Genomic DNA, 19539 nt, shown 5'->3' on the forward strand with positions numbered 1-19539 from the left:
CCTGGACGGACAAGGACGAATACGACGCCACCGCACAGAAACTCGTCCAGCTCTTCGTCGACAACTTCGCCCAGTTCGAAGACCACGTCGACGATAGCGTCAAACAAGCCGCACCTGGAACCGTGGATGCCTGAAGTTACCAGGCCCTTCGATCGGGAGAATGCCGGCCATGACGCAGTGGCGGTATCCGCTGCTGCCCACGAGCCGGACAGCCTCGTGGCCATGCCGCCACCGCATAGCGTATGGGCAGCCATTCTCCGGGGATTGAAGGGCCGGTGCCCGCGCTGCAACGGTGCGCGGCTGTTCAGGAAATTCCTCAAGCCAGTGGATACCTGTCCGGCATGCGGACAGGACTGGACGCCGCAGCGTGCCGACGATTTTCCTGCCTATGTCTCCATTCTGGTGACCGGCCATGTCATGGCGCCCGTTATCATCGGGCTGGTTCAGGAAACGCAGCTGCCCGTCTGGGCGCTTGCAACGATTGCAGTCACGCTGGCGTTACTGCTCATCATTGCCACTTTGCAGCCGGCCAAGGGCGGGATCATCGCAATGCAGTGGTGGTTTGAAATGCATGGTTTCCAGCGTGACAAGCCGGAAACGAGGGAAACCATAGACGAGCCAGTTCCGGAACACCTGAAGTGAATACAAGCAATTCGGGCCCGGAGCGGGTTGTCGTCCCGCTCCGGGCCCGAAGGCTGTTGTATTGGACCTGCTTTTAGAAGCTGATCTTGGCGTCGACGCCATATGTGCGCGGCTTCTTGAAAGTCGCACCGGCAAAGCCGAGCGACCCGAAGTCGATGCCATAGACCAGGATCTTCTCGTTAGTGAGGTTGTCGCCCCACACGCCGATTTCCAGTGTCGAACCACCCAACTGAATGTCTTCGATCGACAGACGCGCTCTCAGATTGTTGTCCGGCGGCGACTTGATGTTTTCGTTGAACGGCGTCGTCAGGTCCAGCGCATTGACGTACATCGACGTGCGGTAGGAATAGTCCACCCGCAGCCGGGCGGTCGCGTCGCCCAGCGGCTGTTCGAACTCACCACCGATCCTTGCAGTCCAGCGGGCGGTATAAGCCGGCTTCGCAATATCCGCGACATCGACGATGTCATTCGTATTGGGGTCGCGAAACAGGAACGTCTTGTAGTTGGTATCGACATGGCCGACCGATCCGTCAATCGTCAGGCCAGGTAAGGGCATGATGGCTGCTTCGGCCTCAAAGCCCTTGAGCTGAACCTTGCCCGCATTGACGATCAGTGAAGTGGCGCCGGCTGATCCGGCTGCAAACTGCTGAATCTGCAGGTTGTCATAGTCGGTGATATAGGCGGCAAGGTTCAAGCGAACCCGGCGGTCGAACAGTTCCGACTTGATCCCGACTTCGTATGATGTCGCTTTTTCCGGTTCGAAGGTATTGATGACCGAAGCGCGCGGGTTGATCCCGCCCGAGCGGTAGCCGGTAGAAACGCGGGCATAGGCCATCACATCGCGCGAGAACTTGTAAGATAGCGAAGCCAGCCAGGAGAAGTTGTCATACTTCACCTTGCCACGGAGCACCGGATTGACATCCCCGGCCAGATAAATCGTTTTCTTGTCCGATGTGTAGCGCCCGCCCAACGTCAGTTCGAGCTTTTCATCCAGGGCGGACGGTTTCCAACTTACCTGACCAAATACGGCCTTCGACTTCGCAGTTCCGCCAAATGCCTGAACCGGGAAGAGGTTAAGGCCGACGTTTTCGAGACCAGGATTGAGTGCGGCTACCGCGTCGGCGGTTTCAGGCTCGAATCCGGCATAGGCCAGGGCGGAGACGGGCAGAACCGCAGTCAACGCCTGACGGTTATATTCCGAAGCCTTCTCATAGAAGTAATAGAGACCGAACAGATAGCTGAAGTCGCCCGCCGTACCCAGCGCCTGGAATTCCTGGCTGAACTGGTGTTGCTTCTGCGGTGCGTTGTTGCCGGTATAGGGAACCACGGTCTGAACCGATGTCAGCGTGGGTGAATCGAAATCCAGTACCACACCCTTCAACGTCCCGTTGCCGGTGAGGTTGAGTGTCGTGTCCTGGAAGAACTTGCGATAACCCGTGATCGACTTGATCGTCAGCTCAGGCATCGCTTCGTAGCTGAGCGTCAGGCTGTGCCCCTGAACGCGGGTGATCGAATCGTAACGGTAATTCCCCTTGCGATCGACGAAGCCAGCCTGCTGAACATCCTGGCGCCGCACCGTGTCGACTACGAACGGCGCTCCGCCCAGGCTCTCGGACTGGCCGAAATAGTCCGCATAGCTGGGGGTGGTCGCAACCATCTGGAAGAACGCAGGCGTGCCGCGCCGATGGTCATAGTCGAAATTGTAATTGATGGTCAGGTCACTCAGGTCGGCCTGCAACGCGACGGCCAAGGTGTCGGCATTCAGAGAGCCAGGATCCTTCGAAGACGGGGTCAGCGTATTGTTGGTGTACCCGTTCGCTTCGCGGTGCTGGGCGGAAATGGAAGCCTTGATGGGGGAATTGCCGATATAACCGGTGTCGATCCGGCTGCGGACATACCAGTCGTTATAGCGGGCAAAACCTGCCTTCGCGGTGGCGTGGAACTCGTCGGTCGGCTTCTTCGACACCAGCTGCAATGCACCGCCGATGGTGTTGCGGCCAAACAGTGTACCTTGCGGGCCGCGGAGGACTTCGACGCGTTCGAGATCGAGCAGATCGAAGACAGCACCGGCCGCACGGGCCAGATAGACGCCGTCGAGATAGACGCCCACGCCCTGTTCGGACACAGCGGATGGTTCGTTGTTGCCGATACCGCGAATGAAGATCGATGCTGCCGACAGGCTGGACGGTTGCTGTTCGATGGTCAGGCTGGGGGCCAGCCGAGGCAGCGACGTGGCATCAGTCACGTTCTGCCGTTCAAGAAATTCGCCGGAAAGCGCTGTAACCGCAACGGGCACCGATTGCAGGGATTCGCTCGAACGCCGCGCCGTCACCACGATATCCTGCAGGCCCTGGCTGGTGGTGTCGGCTTGGGGGGCGTTGCCATCCTGTGCGTAGGCCGCCTGTGAAAAAGCCAGCGCGGCCAAGCTTATGGCACCATAACGTGTAAGTATTCTCATCTTGCCCTCTCCTGAGATGTTTTATGTTCATTTTGATTTGTCGGCATTTTGAAGCACGGAGACGGGCAACAAAATACCCTATTGGCCCGTCCCCGCCAAAGCGCGCTGGATATGTCTCAAATGGTTATATTGTCAGATATGGTGTGATTTATCGGACCTGATCCATGCAATATTACAACAATTTCATGAATGAAAATTTCATATCAACGCGGTTGAAATGCGCTCCCCGGCTGCAGGGAGAGCGAGACTGAAAAACGGGGAGACGGATCGCGATAGGGTGATGACGCGGCGATTGCGCCTTGTGCGCTACCCATTGGAAATCGCGCTCGATCTCCGGTAGGCCATGCGGAGATGGCAATCGTACTCGCCTGGCTTCAGTTCGCTGCCTGCATGGCGGTTATCGGCGTTGCCGGGCCGATCCTGACGCGCAATGGTGAACGGATCGCCCGGTTGACCGGCATGTCTCATAGCTGGGCAGGGCTGGTGATGCTGGCCACGGCCACATCATTGCCTGAATTGTACACCGGGGTCAGCGCGTCTGCGCTGGCCGATGCACCGAACATCGCCATGGGCGACGCCTTGGGCAGCTGCATCTTCAATCTTGTCATGCTCGTCGTGCTCGACGCCCTGTCGCGGGACGAGCCGGTTTGGCGGCGGATCGATCAGGGCCACATCCTGACGGCAGGTTTCGGGGTGATCCTGATCGGCTTTGTCGGGGCTCTGGTGCTGGTGGCGCGTGAAGGGCTCGATTTCCGGATCGGCCATGTCAGCGTCTATTCACCGTTCCTGATCCTGCTTTACATCGTGGCGATGCGCGCCGCCTTTTTCTACGAACGGCGCCCGCATCTCAGCGCCAGCGAACCAGTACGGCCGCCGCAGGAAGAGGAAACGCTGCGCCGTTCTGTCGTCCGCTATTGCCTGGCGGCTCTGGTAATCGGCGCGGGCGGCGCGGCGCTGCCATTTGCCGGACTTGCCGTGGCCGAAGCGATGGCATGGAAGACGACGTTCGTGGGGACGCTGTTTGTAGCGGCGGCAACTTCGCTGCCCGAACTGGTCGTGACGATCACCGCACTTCGGCTCGGCTCAGCCGATATGGCGATCGGCAATCTTCTGGGCAGTAATCTGTTCGTGATCCTGGTGATTGCCATCGACGACATTGGCTATAGCCAAGGATCCCTGTTTTCCGCCGTTTCGCCAGCTCATGCTGTTACGGCCTTTGCCGGTGCGATCATGGCCGGAATCCTGATTGTCGGGCTGCTATATCGGCCGGGAAACCGGTTTTTTGGTGTGATCGGCTGGATCAGCCTCTCGCTGCTCGCGGTCTATCTGCTCAGTTCCTATGCCATTTATCTGCACGGGCATTGAGGGCGCTCTCAACGGGTGAGGGCAGTGCGGAAACGTCTCTTCATCAGGGCCAGCGCGAGGATGAGCATTGAGCCCATGAAAGCCACGGCGACAACACCGGCGGGTTGCAGGACGGCGAAGCGGAAAACCCCGGCAACCGGCGGCACCAGAAACAGCAGCATATAGATCGTGGCCGTCACGCCGAGGATAATGGCAAGGGTAAGGTTGTGCCCTTTGCGATGGGCCCCGTGGCCCGTCCGGAAGGTGCGGTTGGCGAGGACGAGAACCAGAACAGCAGCGATCAGACCGGCAAAACATGTCGCCCTGGCGATTTCCTCTCCCATACCGGAAAGGTTGGCCCAGGCAGCAAGTGCCAGCAGGAGAAGCAGCGCAGTTGCGCCTTGTGCCACCGACCATTCGGCAAGCCCGCGTGTTACCAGCGGGCTTGCAGGATCGCGTGGCTTGCGTCGCATGATGTCGCTCTCCTCCTGTTCCGCCTCGAATGCCAGCGAACAGACAGGGTCGATAATCATCTCCAGCAAAGCAATGTGGACCGGCCCGAGGATAAGGGGCCAACCGGTGAGCAGTGGGGCGATGGCAAGTCCGCCGATAGGCAGGTGAACTGCGAAGATGAAGCCGGTCGCCTTGTGGATATTGTCGTATATTCGCCGTCCCAGCCGGACCGCCGTGACGATGGTGCCGAAGTCGTCATCGAGCAGGACAATGGACGACGCCTCACGGGCTACGTCCGTCCCCCGCTGGCCCATTGCGATACCGATATGAGCGGCCTTCAGTGAAGGCGCATCGTTCACGCCGTCGCCTGTCATGGCGACGACTTCACCCGCAGTCTTGAGCGCCCGCACGATGCGCAGCTTTTGTTCCGGCATGACCCGCGCAAAAACGGTGATGGAGCCGATCCGCCGGGCGAGTTCGGCATCGCCCATTTCCGTCATTTCAGGGCCGGATAAGACCTCGCCAGCGGCGATGCCTGCCTGGGCGGCGATGGCGCTGGCCGTAGCCGGATAGTCGCCTGTCACCATGACGACGCGGATGCCGGCTTCCTGTAATTCCCGCACGGCGGCGGGCACGGTGTCGCGGACGGGATCGGCCAGTCCGACGAGCCCGGCGAAAGAGAATGAGAACCGCCGCTGGCTTTCCGGCAGCGCGCTATCGTCCCAGCGCGCTTCGGCAACGCCAAGTACGCGCAAGCCGTGGTTGGCCATGTCGGACACTGCGTCCAACATTGCCTGTCGTTCTGCTGGGGCAAGGCCGCAAAGGTCCGCGATCGCTTCCGGGGCACCCTTCGCGGCCACGATCCGGTCTGCCTGGTCGCCGGTGTCCCACACTTGTGACATGGCCAGCAATTCCGGTGCCAGTGCGTAGTGATGGTGCAGGGCCCAGCCGTTTTCCATATGATCCTGCAGGGATGCCTGCGGATGCTGTCTGGCCAGGGCATGAAATGCCTTTTCCATGGGGTCGAAGGGATCTTCCGGGCAGGCAAGGATGCCGGTGCGGGCAAGTCGGGCGAACTTTTCCGAAAAAGTCGCGCCATTTTCCGCGGGGCAGAGGGCGGTCCCGTCCGGCAGGCGCAGCTCGGCGATTTCCATGCGGTTTTGCGTCAATGTCCCGGTCTTGTCGGTACACAGGACAGTGGCGGCGCCCAGCGTTTCGATTGCCGTACCCTTGCGCGCAAGCACTCGCGAGCGTGACATGCGTAACGCGCCCATGGTCATGAACAGGGTCAGCACTACCGGCAACTCTTCCGGTAGAAGCGACATTGCCAAGGCAATGCCGGACAGGAGAGCATCCAGCCATCCGCCCCTGAGCAACCCGTAAAGCAGCACTGCCAGTAAACTGACGCCGAGCCCGGCAACCGCGAACCAGCGCACCAGCTTGCGGGTCTGAAGCGCAAGACGAGGGGTTTCGGTTTCCAGCGTCGCCAGCGACCGGCCGATTGCGCCAATCTGGGTGAGCGGGCCGGTAGCGGCAACATGAACCAGCCCGGACCCGCGCACGACCAGCGTACCCGAATAGGCATAGGGAACGTCGTCCCCACCCGGCAGAGGCGGGTGGTCCGGTTCCGCCCCATCGACCGGAATCTTGGCGACGGGAATGGATTCCCCGGTCAGAATGGCCTCGTCCGCTTGCAGGGCATCGGCCTCGATGATCCAGCCATCGGCAGCGACACGCCCGCCTTCCGCAATGGCGAGCAGGTCGCCCCGAACCACTTCGCGCGATGGAATGGTCTGTTTCCGACCGCCACGGATAACAGTGGCCTGTGGCATGCTGAGATCGCGCAAGGCGTCTATCGCCCGTTCGGTGCGCGCTTCCTGAACAATGGCGATGACAATGGTCAGCCCGGCAAACGCCATCAGGATCAGTGCATCATGCAATTCGCCAAGCAGGAGGTAGATCAGTCCTGCGGCCAGCAGCAACAGCAGCATCGGCTCCTGCAACACGCCGAAGATAATGCCGAAGACCGAACGCCGCCTGCCGCCGGGAAGCTCGTTCGGCCCGTCAGTTGCCAAGCGTGCGGAAGCTTCCGCCGGGGAAAGGCCTCTCTGGTTCGGCTGGGAAAAACGATCCGTCATATCGCACAATCAGTTTGCTGGTTGTGCATCGCGGTTTCAAGGCGATTTCCGGGCCTTGGATGATTCCTGCCGAGCGGCAGAGCGGGCCCGGACATCGCCGTCAGGCGGAGGCGACGAATTTCAAATTCATATACGCTTCCAATCCTTCGATCCCCCCTTCGCGCCCATGGCCGCTATATTTTACCCCGCCGAACGGTGTTTCAGGGGTGGAAATAGCGAGTGTATTGATACCCATCATCCCGGCCTCGATTGCGTCCGAAACCGCCTGGCTGGTCTGGAGTGAACGAGTGAAAGCGTAGGAAGCCAGGCCGAACGGCAGTGCGTTCGCGCGTTCGATGACTTCATCGAACGTCCGGAAGGGGACGATCGGGGCAATCGGGCCGAACGGTTCGTCCGTCATCAGCTTGCAGGTATCGGGCAGATCTTTGATGACCGTCGGTTGGAAGAAGAACCCCTGATTGCCCAGTTTGCTTCCCCCGGTAAGGAGTTTGCCCCCCGCTTCGCGCGCATCGCGGACGAAGTCTTCCATCGCGTCCACGCGGCGCGGGTTCGCCAGCGGGCCCATCTGGCTTTCGGGATCTATTCCGGGGCCGACTTTCCACGCGGATGCCAATTCCGCAAAGCGGGCGGCGAAAGGTTCGTAGATGTCCTGCTGGATATAGAACCGGGTCGGGGAAACGCACACTTGCCCCCCGTTGCGGAACTTGCCTGCGACAAGGCTCTGGACGGTCTTTTCGACATCGACATCATCGAACACGATCACGGGCGCGTGGCCGCCCAGTTCCAGCGTCGTACGCTTGAGAGTGTCTGCTGCCTGCCGCATCAGCAGCTTGCCCACTGGCACGGACCCGGTGAACGAGATCTTGCGGACCGTATCCGATTTCATCAAATGTTCGGAGACGAAGGCGGGCTGGCCGAATACGACGTTGAGCACTCCGTCAGGAAGCCCCGCTTCGACGAAGCATCGGGCCATCTCAACGCATGTGCCCGGTGTTTCCTCGGATGGCTTGATAATGATCGAACATCCTGCCGCGATGGCCCCCGCGATTTTCCTGATCGGGGTCAGTGCCGGGAAATTCCAAGGTGAGAAAGCGGCGACTACGCCGACTGGTTCCTGCATCACCAGTTGGCGAGTGCCGGGAACCCGGCCGGGGACAATGCGCCCGTATGTCCGCTTGCACTCTTCCGCGTACCATTCGATGACGTCGGCGGCATAGATGACTTCCGTCCGGGCTTCGCCGATCGGCTTGCCTTGTTCCAGGGTCAGCACTTCGGCCACTCGGTCGGCCCGTTCCCGTAACAGGTCGCTGGCCTTTCCCATGATGCGTGCCCGGTCGATCGCAGCCGTCTTGCGCCAGGATTTGAAAGCGGCTTCGGCCGCAGCCAGTGCTTCATCAAGGACTTGCGCCGTGGCCATGGGGCAGTCACCGAGCGAGGCCCCGGTGGCGGGATTGAGCACCGGCTCGGCATCGCCGACGCCATCGCGCCATGTGCCATCGATCAGGAATTGAATTGCAGGATACATGGTGGCCTCGGACGGTTGGTTGCTGGGCGCGCGGCAGAGCTTGATCACTGGGGCCAGGACGCGTCTGGCCCTCGGCAAAAGGGTAAGGCCATCGGAGGGGCGTGTGAAGGCCCTGTCGCTATTGCGTTATTGCCTTGGGGCGACAGGCAACGGTCGCGGTCTGGATACTGCGCGGTGCATATGGAGATTGCGCGGCGATGGCTCTCTAGAGGCCGACCCGCATGGCCCGGCTCGACCATGGCAGGCCGACCAGCAGACCGGCGAACATTCCCGGCAAACCTTCGTAGAGCATGTCCTGCAGGCCCGCCTGACGCCAGGCGAGCGCAACGCCAATTCCAGCCAGCATCATTATGATGGCGCGGATCTGGCTCACCTGTCGGCCTATCGCGAGCAGGATCAGCAGTGGACCGAAAGTGACGGCCAGTGTCGACCAGGCCAGGATGACGAGATCGAATACGCTCGAATTGTCGGAAATCGCGATACCAAGTGCAAGAATCGTGACCCCGGCAGTGGCGAGTTTCATCAAGGCCGGATGTTCGATCCGTTCGGGCAGGAGATCGTGTGTAAGTGCGGCGGAACAGCTCAGCACCAGCGAGTCAGCCGTAGACATGGTCGCCGCGAAGACTCCGGCCAAAATTACGCCGACCAGGAACGGCGACAGCAAATGGCGTGCCATTGTCGGCAAGGCCATTTCCGGGTCGAGCCCGCCCAGTTGGGGCAGGTGCAGGCGCGCGAGCATTCCGGCCATAGTCGCAAGGGCATAGAAGGCCGTGAAGAAGCCGTAATACCACGCCCGCGCGGATGTCATATGGGTGGCGTTGTCCAGTGCCATGAAACGGACCATGACGTGAGGCTGGCCGATTACGCTCAGCCCGGCGAACAGCCATCCGAGAATGAACAGGGCGAGGCCGGGCAGACCGGGCGTGATGAGGTCCGGCGGTGTCAGGTCGAAATAGCCGGGGATTGCCTGCCATTCGGCAACCGTGTGACCTATGCCACCCAGTGCCGACACGCCCGCGAATACGAGAATGGCCATGGCGATGACCATGACCGCGCTTTGTGCGACGTCGGTCCATATGGAAGCACGTATTCCGCCGGCAATGGAATAGGCCAGCACCATCGCGGCGACGATCCATGCACCGGTCGTGCGATCCCAGCCCAGCACCCCTTCGAGGGCCTTGCCGCCGGCGGCGATCTGCGCCGCCGCATAGGCGCCCAGGAATAACACTGTGACCAACGCGGCAATGCGGCGCCATGCCTGCATGTCCGTCCCGTTCCAGCGTGCGAGTACGGCACCGAACGAGGCTTCGCCCGTTTGTTCGGTCGCAACGCGCAGACGCCTGTGAATGAACAGGGAGGCGAGGAAATCCCCGGCGATCCACCCGAACATGAGCCAGATGGAGGCGAGGCCGACGGCGTAGGTGTAGCCGATCACTCCGATGAACATGTAGCCGCTGTTGTTCGTGGCAACTGCCGACAGCCCGACGAACATTGGCGAAACCGTCCGGCTTGCAAGATAATAGTCCTGCCTGTCCCCTCGGGCCTGTCTGGCCGAAGCGAGCCCGATTCCGAGAAAGAGGATCAGGAACCCGAGGAAACTGGCAATGACCATCAGCGGCGATCTGCCCCGGCAAGCGGTCCGTCGACCGGGGTTATGGGAGTGACTTTGCGCGAGGCGATAAAGTCGGGACGCGGGTTTTCGGGCCCGAACGGCTTCACCAGCCGATTGGATACCGCATTGAAGACGAAAAACGCGTTGGAGCGCGGAAACGGCGTAATATTCCCGTTGGAACCGTGCATGACGTTGCAGTCGAAGATCACGACGCTGCCGGGCAGGCCGACCGGTGCGGTAATGCCGTGCTCTGTCGCCAGTTCGGCAAGGCTATATTCGTCGGGAACGCCGTAATCCTGCTTCCTGAGCGATTGCTTGTAGTGATCTTCCGGCGTTTCGCCGACGCAACTTAGGTATGTGCGATGTGATCCGGGGATCAGCATCAACGGGCCATTGTTCGGTGTGTTTTCCGCCAGCAGGACGGAAATCGACAAGGCCCGCATGCGCGGCATGCCATCTTCCACGTGCCAGGTTTCAAAGTCGGAATGCCAGTAGAATTCCTTGCCCTGAAAGCCCGGCTTGTAGTTCAGGCGTGACTGGTGGACGTAGACTTCGTCATCCAGCAGGAACGAAGCGGCGCCTGCCAGGCGCTGATCTTCCGCCAGCCGACGCATCAGTGCGCTCTGTTCGTGGATCGCGAAGATCGAACGCACTTCGTCGCTTCCGGGTTCGAGTATCAGCGTTTCATCGTCCAACGTGGCGGGATCGCCCAGAAGCGTACCGGCCTCCTGCTGGAGCAGGGTCACTTCCTCTTCCGTGAAGACTTCCGGCAGGACGAGGAAGCCGTCACGGTCGAAGCTGGCGGCTTGTTCGGCGCTCAACGGAGCCCCTTCGTGCCATTGGCCATGAAAAACGGGGTCGATCCGCTCGCGCCGCTCCGGCCGCGCGGCGAAGCGCGATGGATAAAGGTCGATCGGAGACTGATCCGTCATGCCTTCAGGCCTCCTCCGCCAATGCGGGGTCGGCCGGATAAGCGCCGGTTTCGTCATGCACTTCCTTGCCGGTGACCGGTGGATTGAACACGCAGGCCGTCAGGATGTCCGTTTCGGGGCGGACGATATGCAGGTCGTTGTTGTTCAGGGCATAGAGGGTGCCCGGCCGCAATTCGTGCGTCTCACCGGTGGCCAGATCTTCGATCGTGCCCGTGCCCTTCAGAACCATCACCGCTTCGAGATGGTTCTGATAGTGCATCTTCAGTTCGGAACCGGCGTAGAGCTTCGTGATGTGAAACGAAAAGCCCATGCCGTCGTCTTTCAACAGCATGCGGGCGCTCTCCCACCCGTCTGACTTTACGTTGAGGTCGGAAGCGCGAGTTTCGCGCAAGGTTCGGATAAGCATGTCTGGAATTCCTTATGCGGCCGCCCCGAGCACCGGGGACATGGCCAGATCGATACATTTGTCGAGGATATCGAGGCCCGCGGTCAGTTCGCTGTCCTCGATGGTAAGCGGGGCAAGAACCTTCACAATCTGATCGTGCGCGCCGCTGGTTTCGATCACCAGGCCGCGTTCGAAGGCCTGGGCGCAGACGGCGCTGGCGGTTTCGCCGTCGCCCATGTCGATTCCCTGCATCATCCCGCGCCCGCAAGTCGTGAGACCGTGCCTGCTGGCGATAGTCGACAGACGATCCCCGAGGATTTCAGAGCGCCTTGCGATGTCTTCCTCGAATGAGTCGTTCTGCCAGAAATGGCGCAAGGTAGCAGTGGCGGTCACGAACGCGTGGTTGTTGCCGCGGAAAGTCCCGTTGTGTTCGCCCGGGGACCAGATATCGAGGTCGGGCCGGAACAGCGTCAGCGCGAACGGCAGGCCCATGCCGGACAGGGACTTCGCCAAAGTGACGATGTCGGGCGTAAAGCCCATGGATTCGAAGCTGAAGAAGCTGCCGGTGCGGCCGCAACCGGCCTGGATGTCGTCGATGATCAACAAAGCGCCATGGCGCTTTGCGATCCTGGCGATCGAACGGAGCCATTCAGGCGATGCGACATTGAGGCCGCCTTCGCCCTGAACAGTTTCGACGAGGATCGCTGCCGGCGCATCCAGTCCGCTGGAAGGATCGGACAGACGCTGCTCGAGCAACTCCGCAGTGTCGACATCAGGGCCGAAATAGCCGTCGAACGGTTCATGCGAGACATGGTTGAGCGGCACACCCGCGCCGCTGCGCTTGCCGGCGTTGCCGGTGCAGGCGAGGGCGCCCAGAGTCATGCCGTGGAATCCGTTGGTGAAAGCGATCACCATTTCGCGTCCGGTCACTTTCCGCGCGAGCTTGATCGCTGCTTCAACCGCGTTCGTGCCGGTCGGCCCGGTAAACATGGCCCGGTAGTCGAGCCCGCGCGGCTTCAGAATGACGTTTTCGAATGTTTCGAGGAAATCGGTCTTGGCGCTCGTGTACAGATCGAGGCCGTGGGTAACGCCGTCGCTGGCGATATAGTCGAGCAAAGCCTCTTTCAGTACGGGATGGTTGTGCCCGTAATTGAGCGAGGAGCAGCCCGACAGAAAATCGAGATAGCGCCCGCCCTCGCTGTCATGCATCCAGGCGCCCTTGGCGCTGGTGAACTCGCGTGGCATGGCGCGGGCGTAGCTCCGGACACGGGACTCCCTCCGCTCGTAAATAGCGGTTTCGGGACGTTTTCGGGTCGGTTTAGGAGTAATCGTCATGGAAGTATCTTCCTCTCGATAAGTGTTTCAGGGCGTCAGAGGCCCAATCGCGATTTGCCATTCGCTGTCGTGTTTGCCGGCGAAATGGCGGTCGCGGTCGAACAGTTCGCTTTCGTTGAGCGGGGCGTCGTGCCTGTTGGCCCAGTTGCGGAACATGGCCCGCGATGCGTCGTTGTCGCGCGTGACAGTCGTCAGGACATGCGTGACGCCCGTCGCTTCGTCACGCTCCAGCAGGCCGTCGAGCATCTTCCCTGCGAGCCCCCGTCCGCGCTGGGACGAAGACACGGCAACCTGCCAGACGAAGAAGCGGCTGGCGTCTTGAGGGAGGCGATAGCCCGAAATCCAGCCGACGACCTTGCCGTCGCATTCCGCCACAATGCATGTGTCCGAGAAATGCGAGCATTGCAGAAGGTTGCAATAGGCAGAGTTGGGATCGAGCGGCGGACAGGATGCGATCAGGGCGGTCACTGCCGGGCCATCTTCCGCCACAGGTTTGCGAAACCGTATTGGCGGATTGCTGGATGTTGCCGTGTCCGACGGCCCACTCTCGGCTGCCGGTACGGACGATGCAACGTCACTATGAATTAGTTCACCCTCCGAAGCGTTATTCTGTTCACCTCAAGGCGGAGTCGGCCCCGCCGCGCGGCCATATGGCCCTAATATGTTGTTTTTTCAACCGCAGGAGTGTCCACCAGCCTGTCAGATATGCTTTGAAACCCGAAATTACCCTTTGAAAATCGAAATATAATCAGTGTGGAAATGTGTGGGAGAGAAGCTAATTTGCGGCTATGGAAACGGCGATCGCCACAGAAACCCTGCGTGCCTTGCGCCGCATTCTCCGCGCATCGGAACTGAGCAGCCGGAAGCTTGCCGCTGCCACAGGGCTCGCGCCTTCGCAGTTGCTCGTGCTGCAAGAGGTGGGACGACGTGGAGAGGCGACCCCCACCGGTATCGCCAGCGCCCTGAACTTCGGCCAGGCGACCATTACGAATATCGTCGATCGCCTTGTCGCGGCGGGCTATCTTTCCCGCACTCGCGCAGATTTTGACCGGCGGCGGATGCTGCTGCACGTAACCGATGCCGGCAAGGCCACCCTCGAAAACGCACCCGATCTGCTGCAGAACAGGTTCAGGGACGACTTCGGTTCGCTCCCCGCGTGGGAACAGGCGATGATTCTCGCTGCGCTTGAACGGCTGGCCGAAGTGCTGGGAGCCGACGATATCGATGCCGCGCCGCTCATTGATGCCGGGACGATCCAGCCGCCTGACCGTTAATGGCCTGAACGTTAATGGGGTGACGGGGGCGGTCGTCCAAGTTAGGACCGCGGGCAATAGATGACCAATTTGGAGAAGGAAGTTCGATGGCGCGCAATGTTGTTGTGACGGGTGGTTTCGGGGCTCTGGGCAGAGTCGTTGCGGATACGTTCAAAGCGCAGGGGGACACGGTTGCACGGGTCGATTTCGCGCCGTCCGCACCGGATGGGTCCGGTGGAGACCTCGATTTTGCAGGCGTCGACCTGACCGATGGCGAGGCGTGCCAGCAACTTGTCGCCAAGATTGTCGACAAGCTCGGTGGCATTGATGTGCTGGTCAATATCGCAGGCGGCTTTACCTGGGAAACGCTGGGCGACGGGCACATGGACAGCTGGCGCCGGATGTTCACCATGAACGTGATGACGGCAGCCACGATCACTCAGGCCGCGCTTGAGCCGATCAAGGCCAGTGCCGCGGGCCGCATCATCAACATCGGCGCTGGCGCCGCGATCAAAGCGGATACCGGCATGGGGGCCTATGCGGCGTCGAAAGCCGGCGTGCATCGCCTGACCGAAGCGCTCGCTGCTGAACTGGCAGGCAGTTCGGTGACTGTAAATGCCGTACTCCCGAGCATTATCGACACGCCCACCAACCGTGCGGATATGCCCGACGCCGATGTCAGCGAATGGGTAAAACCACAGGCGATTGCCGATGCCATCGCTTTCCTCGCATCGTCGGAAGCGCGCGCGATCAGCGGGGCGTTGATCCCTGTGACCCGCGGCGGCGAAGGCTGAGGCAGGAACAGAGCAAGACGTAGGGAGAGCATTTTCTCCCGGCAGGGCACTTGCGAAGGTTCACCCTTCTCAGGTGCCCGCTTGACCGGATCGCCTGGTAGGGCCATCGGGATCCGGTGAGCGATTTGACATCCCCCGAACGTCCGGCACCGGGCCGGTTTACCGCGCCCGGTTCGACTTTGGGCCCGTTTCGATTTCCGGCCTTTCGGGCGATCTGGATCGCCAACCTGTTTTCCAATGTCGGGTCCATGGTTCAGACGGTCGGGGCCGCATGGCTGATGACCGATCTGACCGATTCGCATCGGTTGATCGCGCTGGTGCAGGCATCGACAACTTTGCCGCTGCTGCTGTTCGGAGTTATCGCGGGCGCAATCGCAGACAATTTCGATCGTCGGCGAGTTATGCTGGTTGCGCAGTTCGGGATGCTCGCCGCGTCGGGTCTGCTGGCGTTCGTGACCTTTGAAAAGCTGGTCAATCCCTACATTCTGCTGGCTTTGACGCTGACAGTCGGAATTGGCACCGCACTGAATTCACCGGCGTGGCAGGCTTCTGTACGCGCTCAGGTCGGGCGCGAGGACCTGCCCCAGGCGATCAGTCTCAACACCATTGCTTTCAATCTGGCACGCAGTGTCGGTCCGGCGCTGGGCGGCCTGCTGATCTCATTATGGGATATCAGCCTGGCCTTCGCGGTGAACGCCTTGAGCTATATCTTGCTGATCGTCGTATTGTTGCGGTGGCGACCTCAGGTCGCGCCCCCCGTCAGGGGGCCGATGTTCGTTTCGATCATGGCGGGCCTGCGCTTCTGTCTGAGGTCACGGCCGGTCCGCAAGGTCTTGTTGCGTGGCGCTTCGATCGGGTTCGGGCTGTGTGCCTATCAGGCGCTGCTACCAGCCGTCGTACGGGATCAGCTGGGCGGCGGTGAGATCGGTTTCGGTATATTGCTCGGCATGTTCGGGATCAGTTCGATCATGAGCGCTCTGATCGTTGGGAAGGCCATGCGCAAACTGGGCACTGAAAAGGTGATTGGCCTAGGTACTCTGGCATTCGTCGCGGCGGAAATCACTCTGGCGTTCAGCCATAGCATGGCCATGGCCCTGTGTGCGGCCGTCTTGGGTGGAATTGGCTGGGTTCTCGCTCTCACCACGCTCAACGTGGCGATGCAGGTTCGTTCGCCCGAGGAAATTCTTGGGAGATGCCTGGCGTTTTATCAGGCCATTACGTTCGGCAGTATGGCGCTGGGCGCCTGGGCATGGGGGGCGGTCGCAGATTGGCAAAGCCTCCCGCTCTCGTTGTTGACTGCGGCCGGTTGGCTGTTCGTTTCGCTTGTGCTCTTGCGGGTGTTCGTCCCTATGCCGCAGCGTGGGGAAGGCGTGCATCCCTAGCCGTCGCGGACTTGTCCGTTTGCCGCCCGCATTTCCGTTTTCATAGGTTCACTGTGTTTCGATGCTGCCCGGCAATCGGAGGGGATGGACGTCACCTCAATGATTCGATAATATTGGAAATATCGAATCATTGAGGTGACCCTATGACTCCTTCCGATGCCGTTACGGCGCTGGCTTCGCTGGCGCAGGAACATCGCCTCGCGATCTTCCGCATGTTGGTGCAGGCTGGCGCTGAAGGCTTGAGCGCAGGGGCAATTGCCGAACGATTGGGCGTGCCCCCCAGTTCGCTGTCGTTTCATCTCGCGCATCTGGCACGGGCAAACCTCGTCACGCAGGAGCGGCAATCGCGCAGCCTGATCTACCGGGCCGATTATGCCGCGATGAACCGGCTCGTCGCTTACCTGCTTGAAAATTGCTGTGCGGGAGAGACCTGCGCGGCCGATATCCAATCCCTGTTGGGAGCCTGTCGATGACTGACAAGATCTACAATGTCCTGTTCCTGTGTACTGGCAATTCCGCCCGTTCCATTATGGGCGAGGCCCTGATGAACAAGCTTGGGCAAGGCCGTTTCCGTGGCTTTAGCGCGGGCAGCCGTCCGAAAGGGGAAGTCCATCCGATGGCGCTCGATGTGTTGCGCGGAATGGGGTTTGCAATCGAAGGCCTGCGTTCGAAGAGCTGGGATGAATTTGCCGGACCCGATGCACCGCACATGGATTTCGTTTTCACCGTTTGCGGTAACGCCGCGGGTGAAACATGCCCGGTCTGGCCTGGGCATCCGGTCACGGCCCACTGGGGAATTGACGATCCCGCGGCAGTAGAAGGGCCGGGGCAGCATGATGCTTTCCTGCAGGCGCTCCGCTATCTGCGTCGCCGGATCGAATTGTTCCTCGAATTGCCTGTGGCGAGCATCGATGCGCTGAGCCTGCGCACGCGGGTGCAGGCGATTGGTGATGAACTCTCGCGCCGGGAAGGAGCTGCCTGATGGGCCTGTTCGAGCGGTGGCTGTCGATCTGGGTCGCGCTGGCCATCCTTGCGGGGCTCGGGCTCGGCCTGGTCGCGCCGAACGCCTTTGCCCTGTTGGCAGGGATGGAAGTCGCATCGGTCAATCTGGTGGTCGCGGTACTGATCTGGGCGATGATCTACCCGATGATGGTCGCGGTCGATTTCACAAGTATCCGCGATCTCGCCAAACGGCCGAAGGGGCTCATCATCACGCTGGTGGTCAACTGGCTGATCAAGCCGTTCACCATGGCGGCGCTGGCGGTGCTGTTCTTCGAGCATATCTACGCGTCCCTGATCGATCCTGCTGAAGCACGCCAATATATTGCCGGACTGATCCTGCTGGGCGCTGCGCCATGCACGGCGATGGTGTTCGTGTGGTCGCAGATGACCAAAGGCGATCCGGCCTATACGCTGGTCCAGGTTTCGGCGAACGATCTGGTTATGGTGGTGGCGTTTGCACCGATTGTCGCCCTTCTGCTCGGGGTGACGGATATTTCTGTTCCCTGGAGTACATTGCTGCTTTCCGTCATGCTCTATGTGGTTGTTCCGCTTGGCGCCGGATGGCTCACGCGTAAACGGATCGTGACTCGCTTCGGCGGAGATCTGCATGCTCTCGACACCTTCATCGCCCGGCTCAAACCGGCGTCGATACTAGGCCTGCTGGCGACCGTGGTGTTGTTGTTCGCTTTCCAGGCAGGGACGATCGTGGCCCAGCCTGCACTGATCGCACTGATTGCCGTGCCGATCGTGTTGCAGTCCTACGGCATCTTCGCACTCGGATATGGTGCGGCGTGGGCATGGAAAGTCCCGCATGCCATCGCGGCGCCCTGTGCGCTGATTGGGACGTCGAATTTCTTCGAACTGGCGGTGGCCGTCGCCATCGGCCTGTTCGGCCTGTCCAGTGGCGCAGCCCTGGCGACTGTCGTCGGGGTCCTGGTGGAAGTGCCGGTGATGCTCTCTCTGGTGGCAATCGCCAACCGCACGCGAGCACGCTTTCCGGAATGAGTGTCTGCCTCAGGCCACCGGCGCGGCTACGGGCCGGTGGCGACAGGCCAGAACGAATGAAATGACAGCCCACAGGCTGGCACATGCGACCGCACCTGCCGCAGCATCCAGTCCCAGCCGGGGGACGATGACGGGCAGGCTGGCGAACAGGGCGACGAAGGGAATGGCTCTCAGGATAAATGCCGTGCCTGCCTGCCCCCGCGCGACCAACAGGTTTTCCCAGCTCGCACCGATCAGCTCGATTCCAGCCGCGACCGCAAGCAATTGCATGGGCGTGACAGCGAAGGCGAAGTCGGGGCCGGCTATCAGATTGATGAGCGGTTCGCCCAGCAGAAGCGCAATGGCAATGGTGAGCACGGCGACCCCGGTACTCAACCGCGTGGCCTGACGGACGAGGCCCTTGGCGGCATGCTCTCCGTTGCGGACCAATTCGGGATAGATCGCACGGCCGAGCGACTGGCCGAGCTTGAGAGTGGCCTGCCCGAGTTGGGATGCGACGCGGTAACCCCCTGCGACGGCCGGTCCCCCCGCTGCACCGACGATCAGAGTCACGATCTGCTTGCCGCTGAGGGAGAGGACTGCCGAAAGGTTGGTCGACCACGCAAATCGCCAGAGGCCGGGCTCCCGCCGGGGCAAGGTGATCAGGCTGATGTCGTTCCGGTGAAACGACTGCAGCCGCATTGCAAAATACCAGAACGCCGCAGAGGCGAGCAATTCCGCCACCGCCCAGACAGCCAGAAATGCAACCAGCCCGGGTGCCGTCAGGCTGACGATTCCGGCACCGGCAGCCCGGATGAGCGGCGTGACGGCATCCGCTGCGGCGGCGAGATCGTATCGTCCGTGAAGACGCAGAATGCCGATCGGGGTGGAACGGATTGTGAGCATCATGGCGAGGCAGAACAGGATCATTGCGGTCTCGCTGCCCGGTTCTATGCCAAGGAGGTGGCCAGCCAGGAAGATCGTGGCCACGGAGAGGAATGAGCCGCCTACCAGGCTTGCGAGATCGAGCGCGAAAGCGAAGCCGGTCACGGCCTCCAGATCAGCCGTCCGGCCAGCGGCCAGCGGCTCGGCTCCCCAGCGCACGACGAGTTGCCAGGCCTGGAACGTCACGATTCCGGTGATGGCTTGAGCGAGGCTGACGACCAGTGCGAAACGGCCATAGTCTTCGAGGCCCAGAGCCCGTGTCGCCAATGCGAGATAAATGAGGCTGAGCGCGGCATTCACGCCTTTGCCGCTCAACAGCCAGCCAGTGTTGCCGAGTACACGCCGGATCGTCATG

The 19539-nt window shown here is 61.1% G+C and carries 17 protein-coding genes; 8 read left to right on the plus strand and 9 right to left on the minus strand.

The window, feature by feature from the left end; translation table 11 throughout:
- The first annotated feature begins 126 nt into the window (after positions 1-126).
- Positions 127-642, plus strand: coding sequence for a DUF983 domain-containing protein (locus MB02_RS16460; protein WP_328585428.1), 516 nt, complete (start codon positions 127-129; stop codon positions 640-642).
- A gap of 73 nt (positions 643-715) precedes the next feature.
- Here the strand turns inward: MB02_RS16460 and MB02_RS16465 are convergent, their stop codons facing one another.
- On the minus strand, positions 716-3100 hold the full coding sequence (locus MB02_RS16465; protein ID WP_067540412.1) for a TonB-dependent receptor: 2385 nt from the start codon (positions 3098-3100) through the stop codon (positions 716-718).
- A 351-nt stretch (positions 3101-3451) separates the two neighbouring features.
- Between MB02_RS16465 and MB02_RS16470 the strand changes: the two genes are divergently transcribed.
- Positions 3452-4465, plus strand: coding sequence for a sodium:calcium antiporter (locus MB02_RS16470; protein ID WP_067540415.1), 1014 nt, complete (start codon positions 3452-3454; stop codon positions 4463-4465).
- Between the two features lie 8 nt (positions 4466-4473).
- Here the strand turns inward: MB02_RS16470 and MB02_RS16475 are convergent, their stop codons facing one another.
- The 7 genes from MB02_RS16475 to ectA form a co-directional block, all read right to left on the minus strand.
- Entirely contained in the window at positions 4474-7035 is a 2562-nt protein-coding gene (locus MB02_RS16475; RefSeq protein WP_067540418.1) for a cation-translocating P-type ATPase, read from the minus strand.
- A 100-nt stretch (positions 7036-7135) separates the two neighbouring features.
- On the minus strand, positions 7136-8560 hold the full coding sequence (locus tag MB02_RS16480) for an NAD-dependent succinate-semialdehyde dehydrogenase (RefSeq protein ID WP_067540551.1): 1425 nt from the start codon (positions 8558-8560) through the stop codon (positions 7136-7138).
- Between the two features lie 205 nt (positions 8561-8765).
- Positions 8766-10172 (minus strand): sodium/proline symporter, encoded by a 1407-nt coding sequence (locus tag MB02_RS16485; RefSeq protein ID WP_170304776.1) that lies wholly within the window; start codon positions 10170-10172, stop codon positions 8766-8768.
- A complete protein-coding gene (gene thpD / locus MB02_RS16490) occupies positions 10172-11104 on the minus strand; it encodes an ectoine hydroxylase (RefSeq protein WP_067540424.1) in 933 nt (310 codons plus the stop codon). Before thpD ends, MB02_RS16485 begins: the two co-directional genes overlap by 1 nt.
- Before the next feature lie 4 nt (positions 11105-11108).
- Entirely contained in the window at positions 11109-11510 is a 402-nt protein-coding gene (locus MB02_RS16495) for an ectoine synthase (RefSeq protein ID WP_067540427.1), read from the minus strand.
- Between the two features lie 12 nt (positions 11511-11522).
- Positions 11523-12824 (minus strand): diaminobutyrate--2-oxoglutarate transaminase, encoded by a 1302-nt coding sequence (ectB, locus tag MB02_RS16500; RefSeq protein WP_067540431.1) that lies wholly within the window; start codon positions 12822-12824, stop codon positions 11523-11525.
- Positions 12825-12851: 27 nt separating this feature from the next.
- On the minus strand, positions 12852-13313 hold the full coding sequence (ectA, locus tag MB02_RS16505; protein ID WP_328585429.1) for a diaminobutyrate acetyltransferase: 462 nt from the start codon (positions 13311-13313) through the stop codon (positions 12852-12854).
- A 299-nt stretch (positions 13314-13612) separates the two neighbouring features.
- On the opposite strand from ectA, the gene MB02_RS16510 reads away from it, so the two are divergent.
- The 6 genes from MB02_RS16510 to arsB all read left to right on the plus strand — a co-directional run bounded on the left by MB02_RS16510 (position 13613) and on the right by arsB (position 18260).
- Positions 13613-14098, plus strand: a complete 486-nt coding sequence (locus tag MB02_RS16510; protein WP_067540434.1) for a MarR family winged helix-turn-helix transcriptional regulator — start codon at positions 13613-13615, stop codon at positions 14096-14098.
- Between the two features lie 86 nt (positions 14099-14184).
- Positions 14185-14871 (plus strand): SDR family NAD(P)-dependent oxidoreductase, encoded by a 687-nt coding sequence (locus MB02_RS16515; RefSeq protein WP_067540436.1) that lies wholly within the window; start codon positions 14185-14187, stop codon positions 14869-14871.
- 116 nt (positions 14872-14987) lie between these two features.
- Positions 14988-16253: an MFS transporter gene (locus MB02_RS16520; protein ID WP_235829559.1), complete on the plus strand. Its 1266-nt coding sequence runs from the start codon at positions 14988-14990 to the stop codon at positions 16251-16253.
- A 143-nt stretch (positions 16254-16396) separates the two neighbouring features.
- A complete protein-coding gene (locus tag MB02_RS16525; protein ID WP_067540439.1) occupies positions 16397-16726 on the plus strand; it encodes an ArsR/SmtB family transcription factor in 330 nt (109 codons plus the stop codon).
- A complete protein-coding gene (locus MB02_RS16530; RefSeq protein WP_067540442.1) occupies positions 16723-17235 on the plus strand; it encodes an arsenate reductase ArsC in 513 nt (170 codons plus the stop codon). The genes MB02_RS16525 and MB02_RS16530 overlap by 4 nt, the downstream gene beginning before the upstream one ends.
- Positions 17235-18260 (plus strand): ACR3 family arsenite efflux transporter, encoded by a 1026-nt coding sequence (gene arsB / locus MB02_RS16535; RefSeq protein ID WP_067540445.1) that lies wholly within the window; start codon positions 17235-17237, stop codon positions 18258-18260. Before MB02_RS16530 ends, arsB begins: the two co-directional genes overlap by 1 nt.
- 9 nt (positions 18261-18269) lie before the next feature.
- Here arsB and MB02_RS16540 read toward each other — a convergent pair whose 3' ends face one another.
- Positions 18270-19538, minus strand: a complete 1269-nt coding sequence (locus MB02_RS16540; protein WP_067540448.1) for a lipopolysaccharide biosynthesis protein — start codon at positions 19536-19538, stop codon at positions 18270-18272.
- Between the last annotated feature and the right edge of the window lies 1 nt (position 19539).

The sequence above is a fragment of the Croceicoccus estronivorus genome (assembly GCF_001625325.1).
In the GTDB taxonomy this organism is placed as follows: Bacteria; Pseudomonadota; Alphaproteobacteria; order Sphingomonadales; family Sphingomonadaceae; genus Caenibius; species Caenibius estronivorus.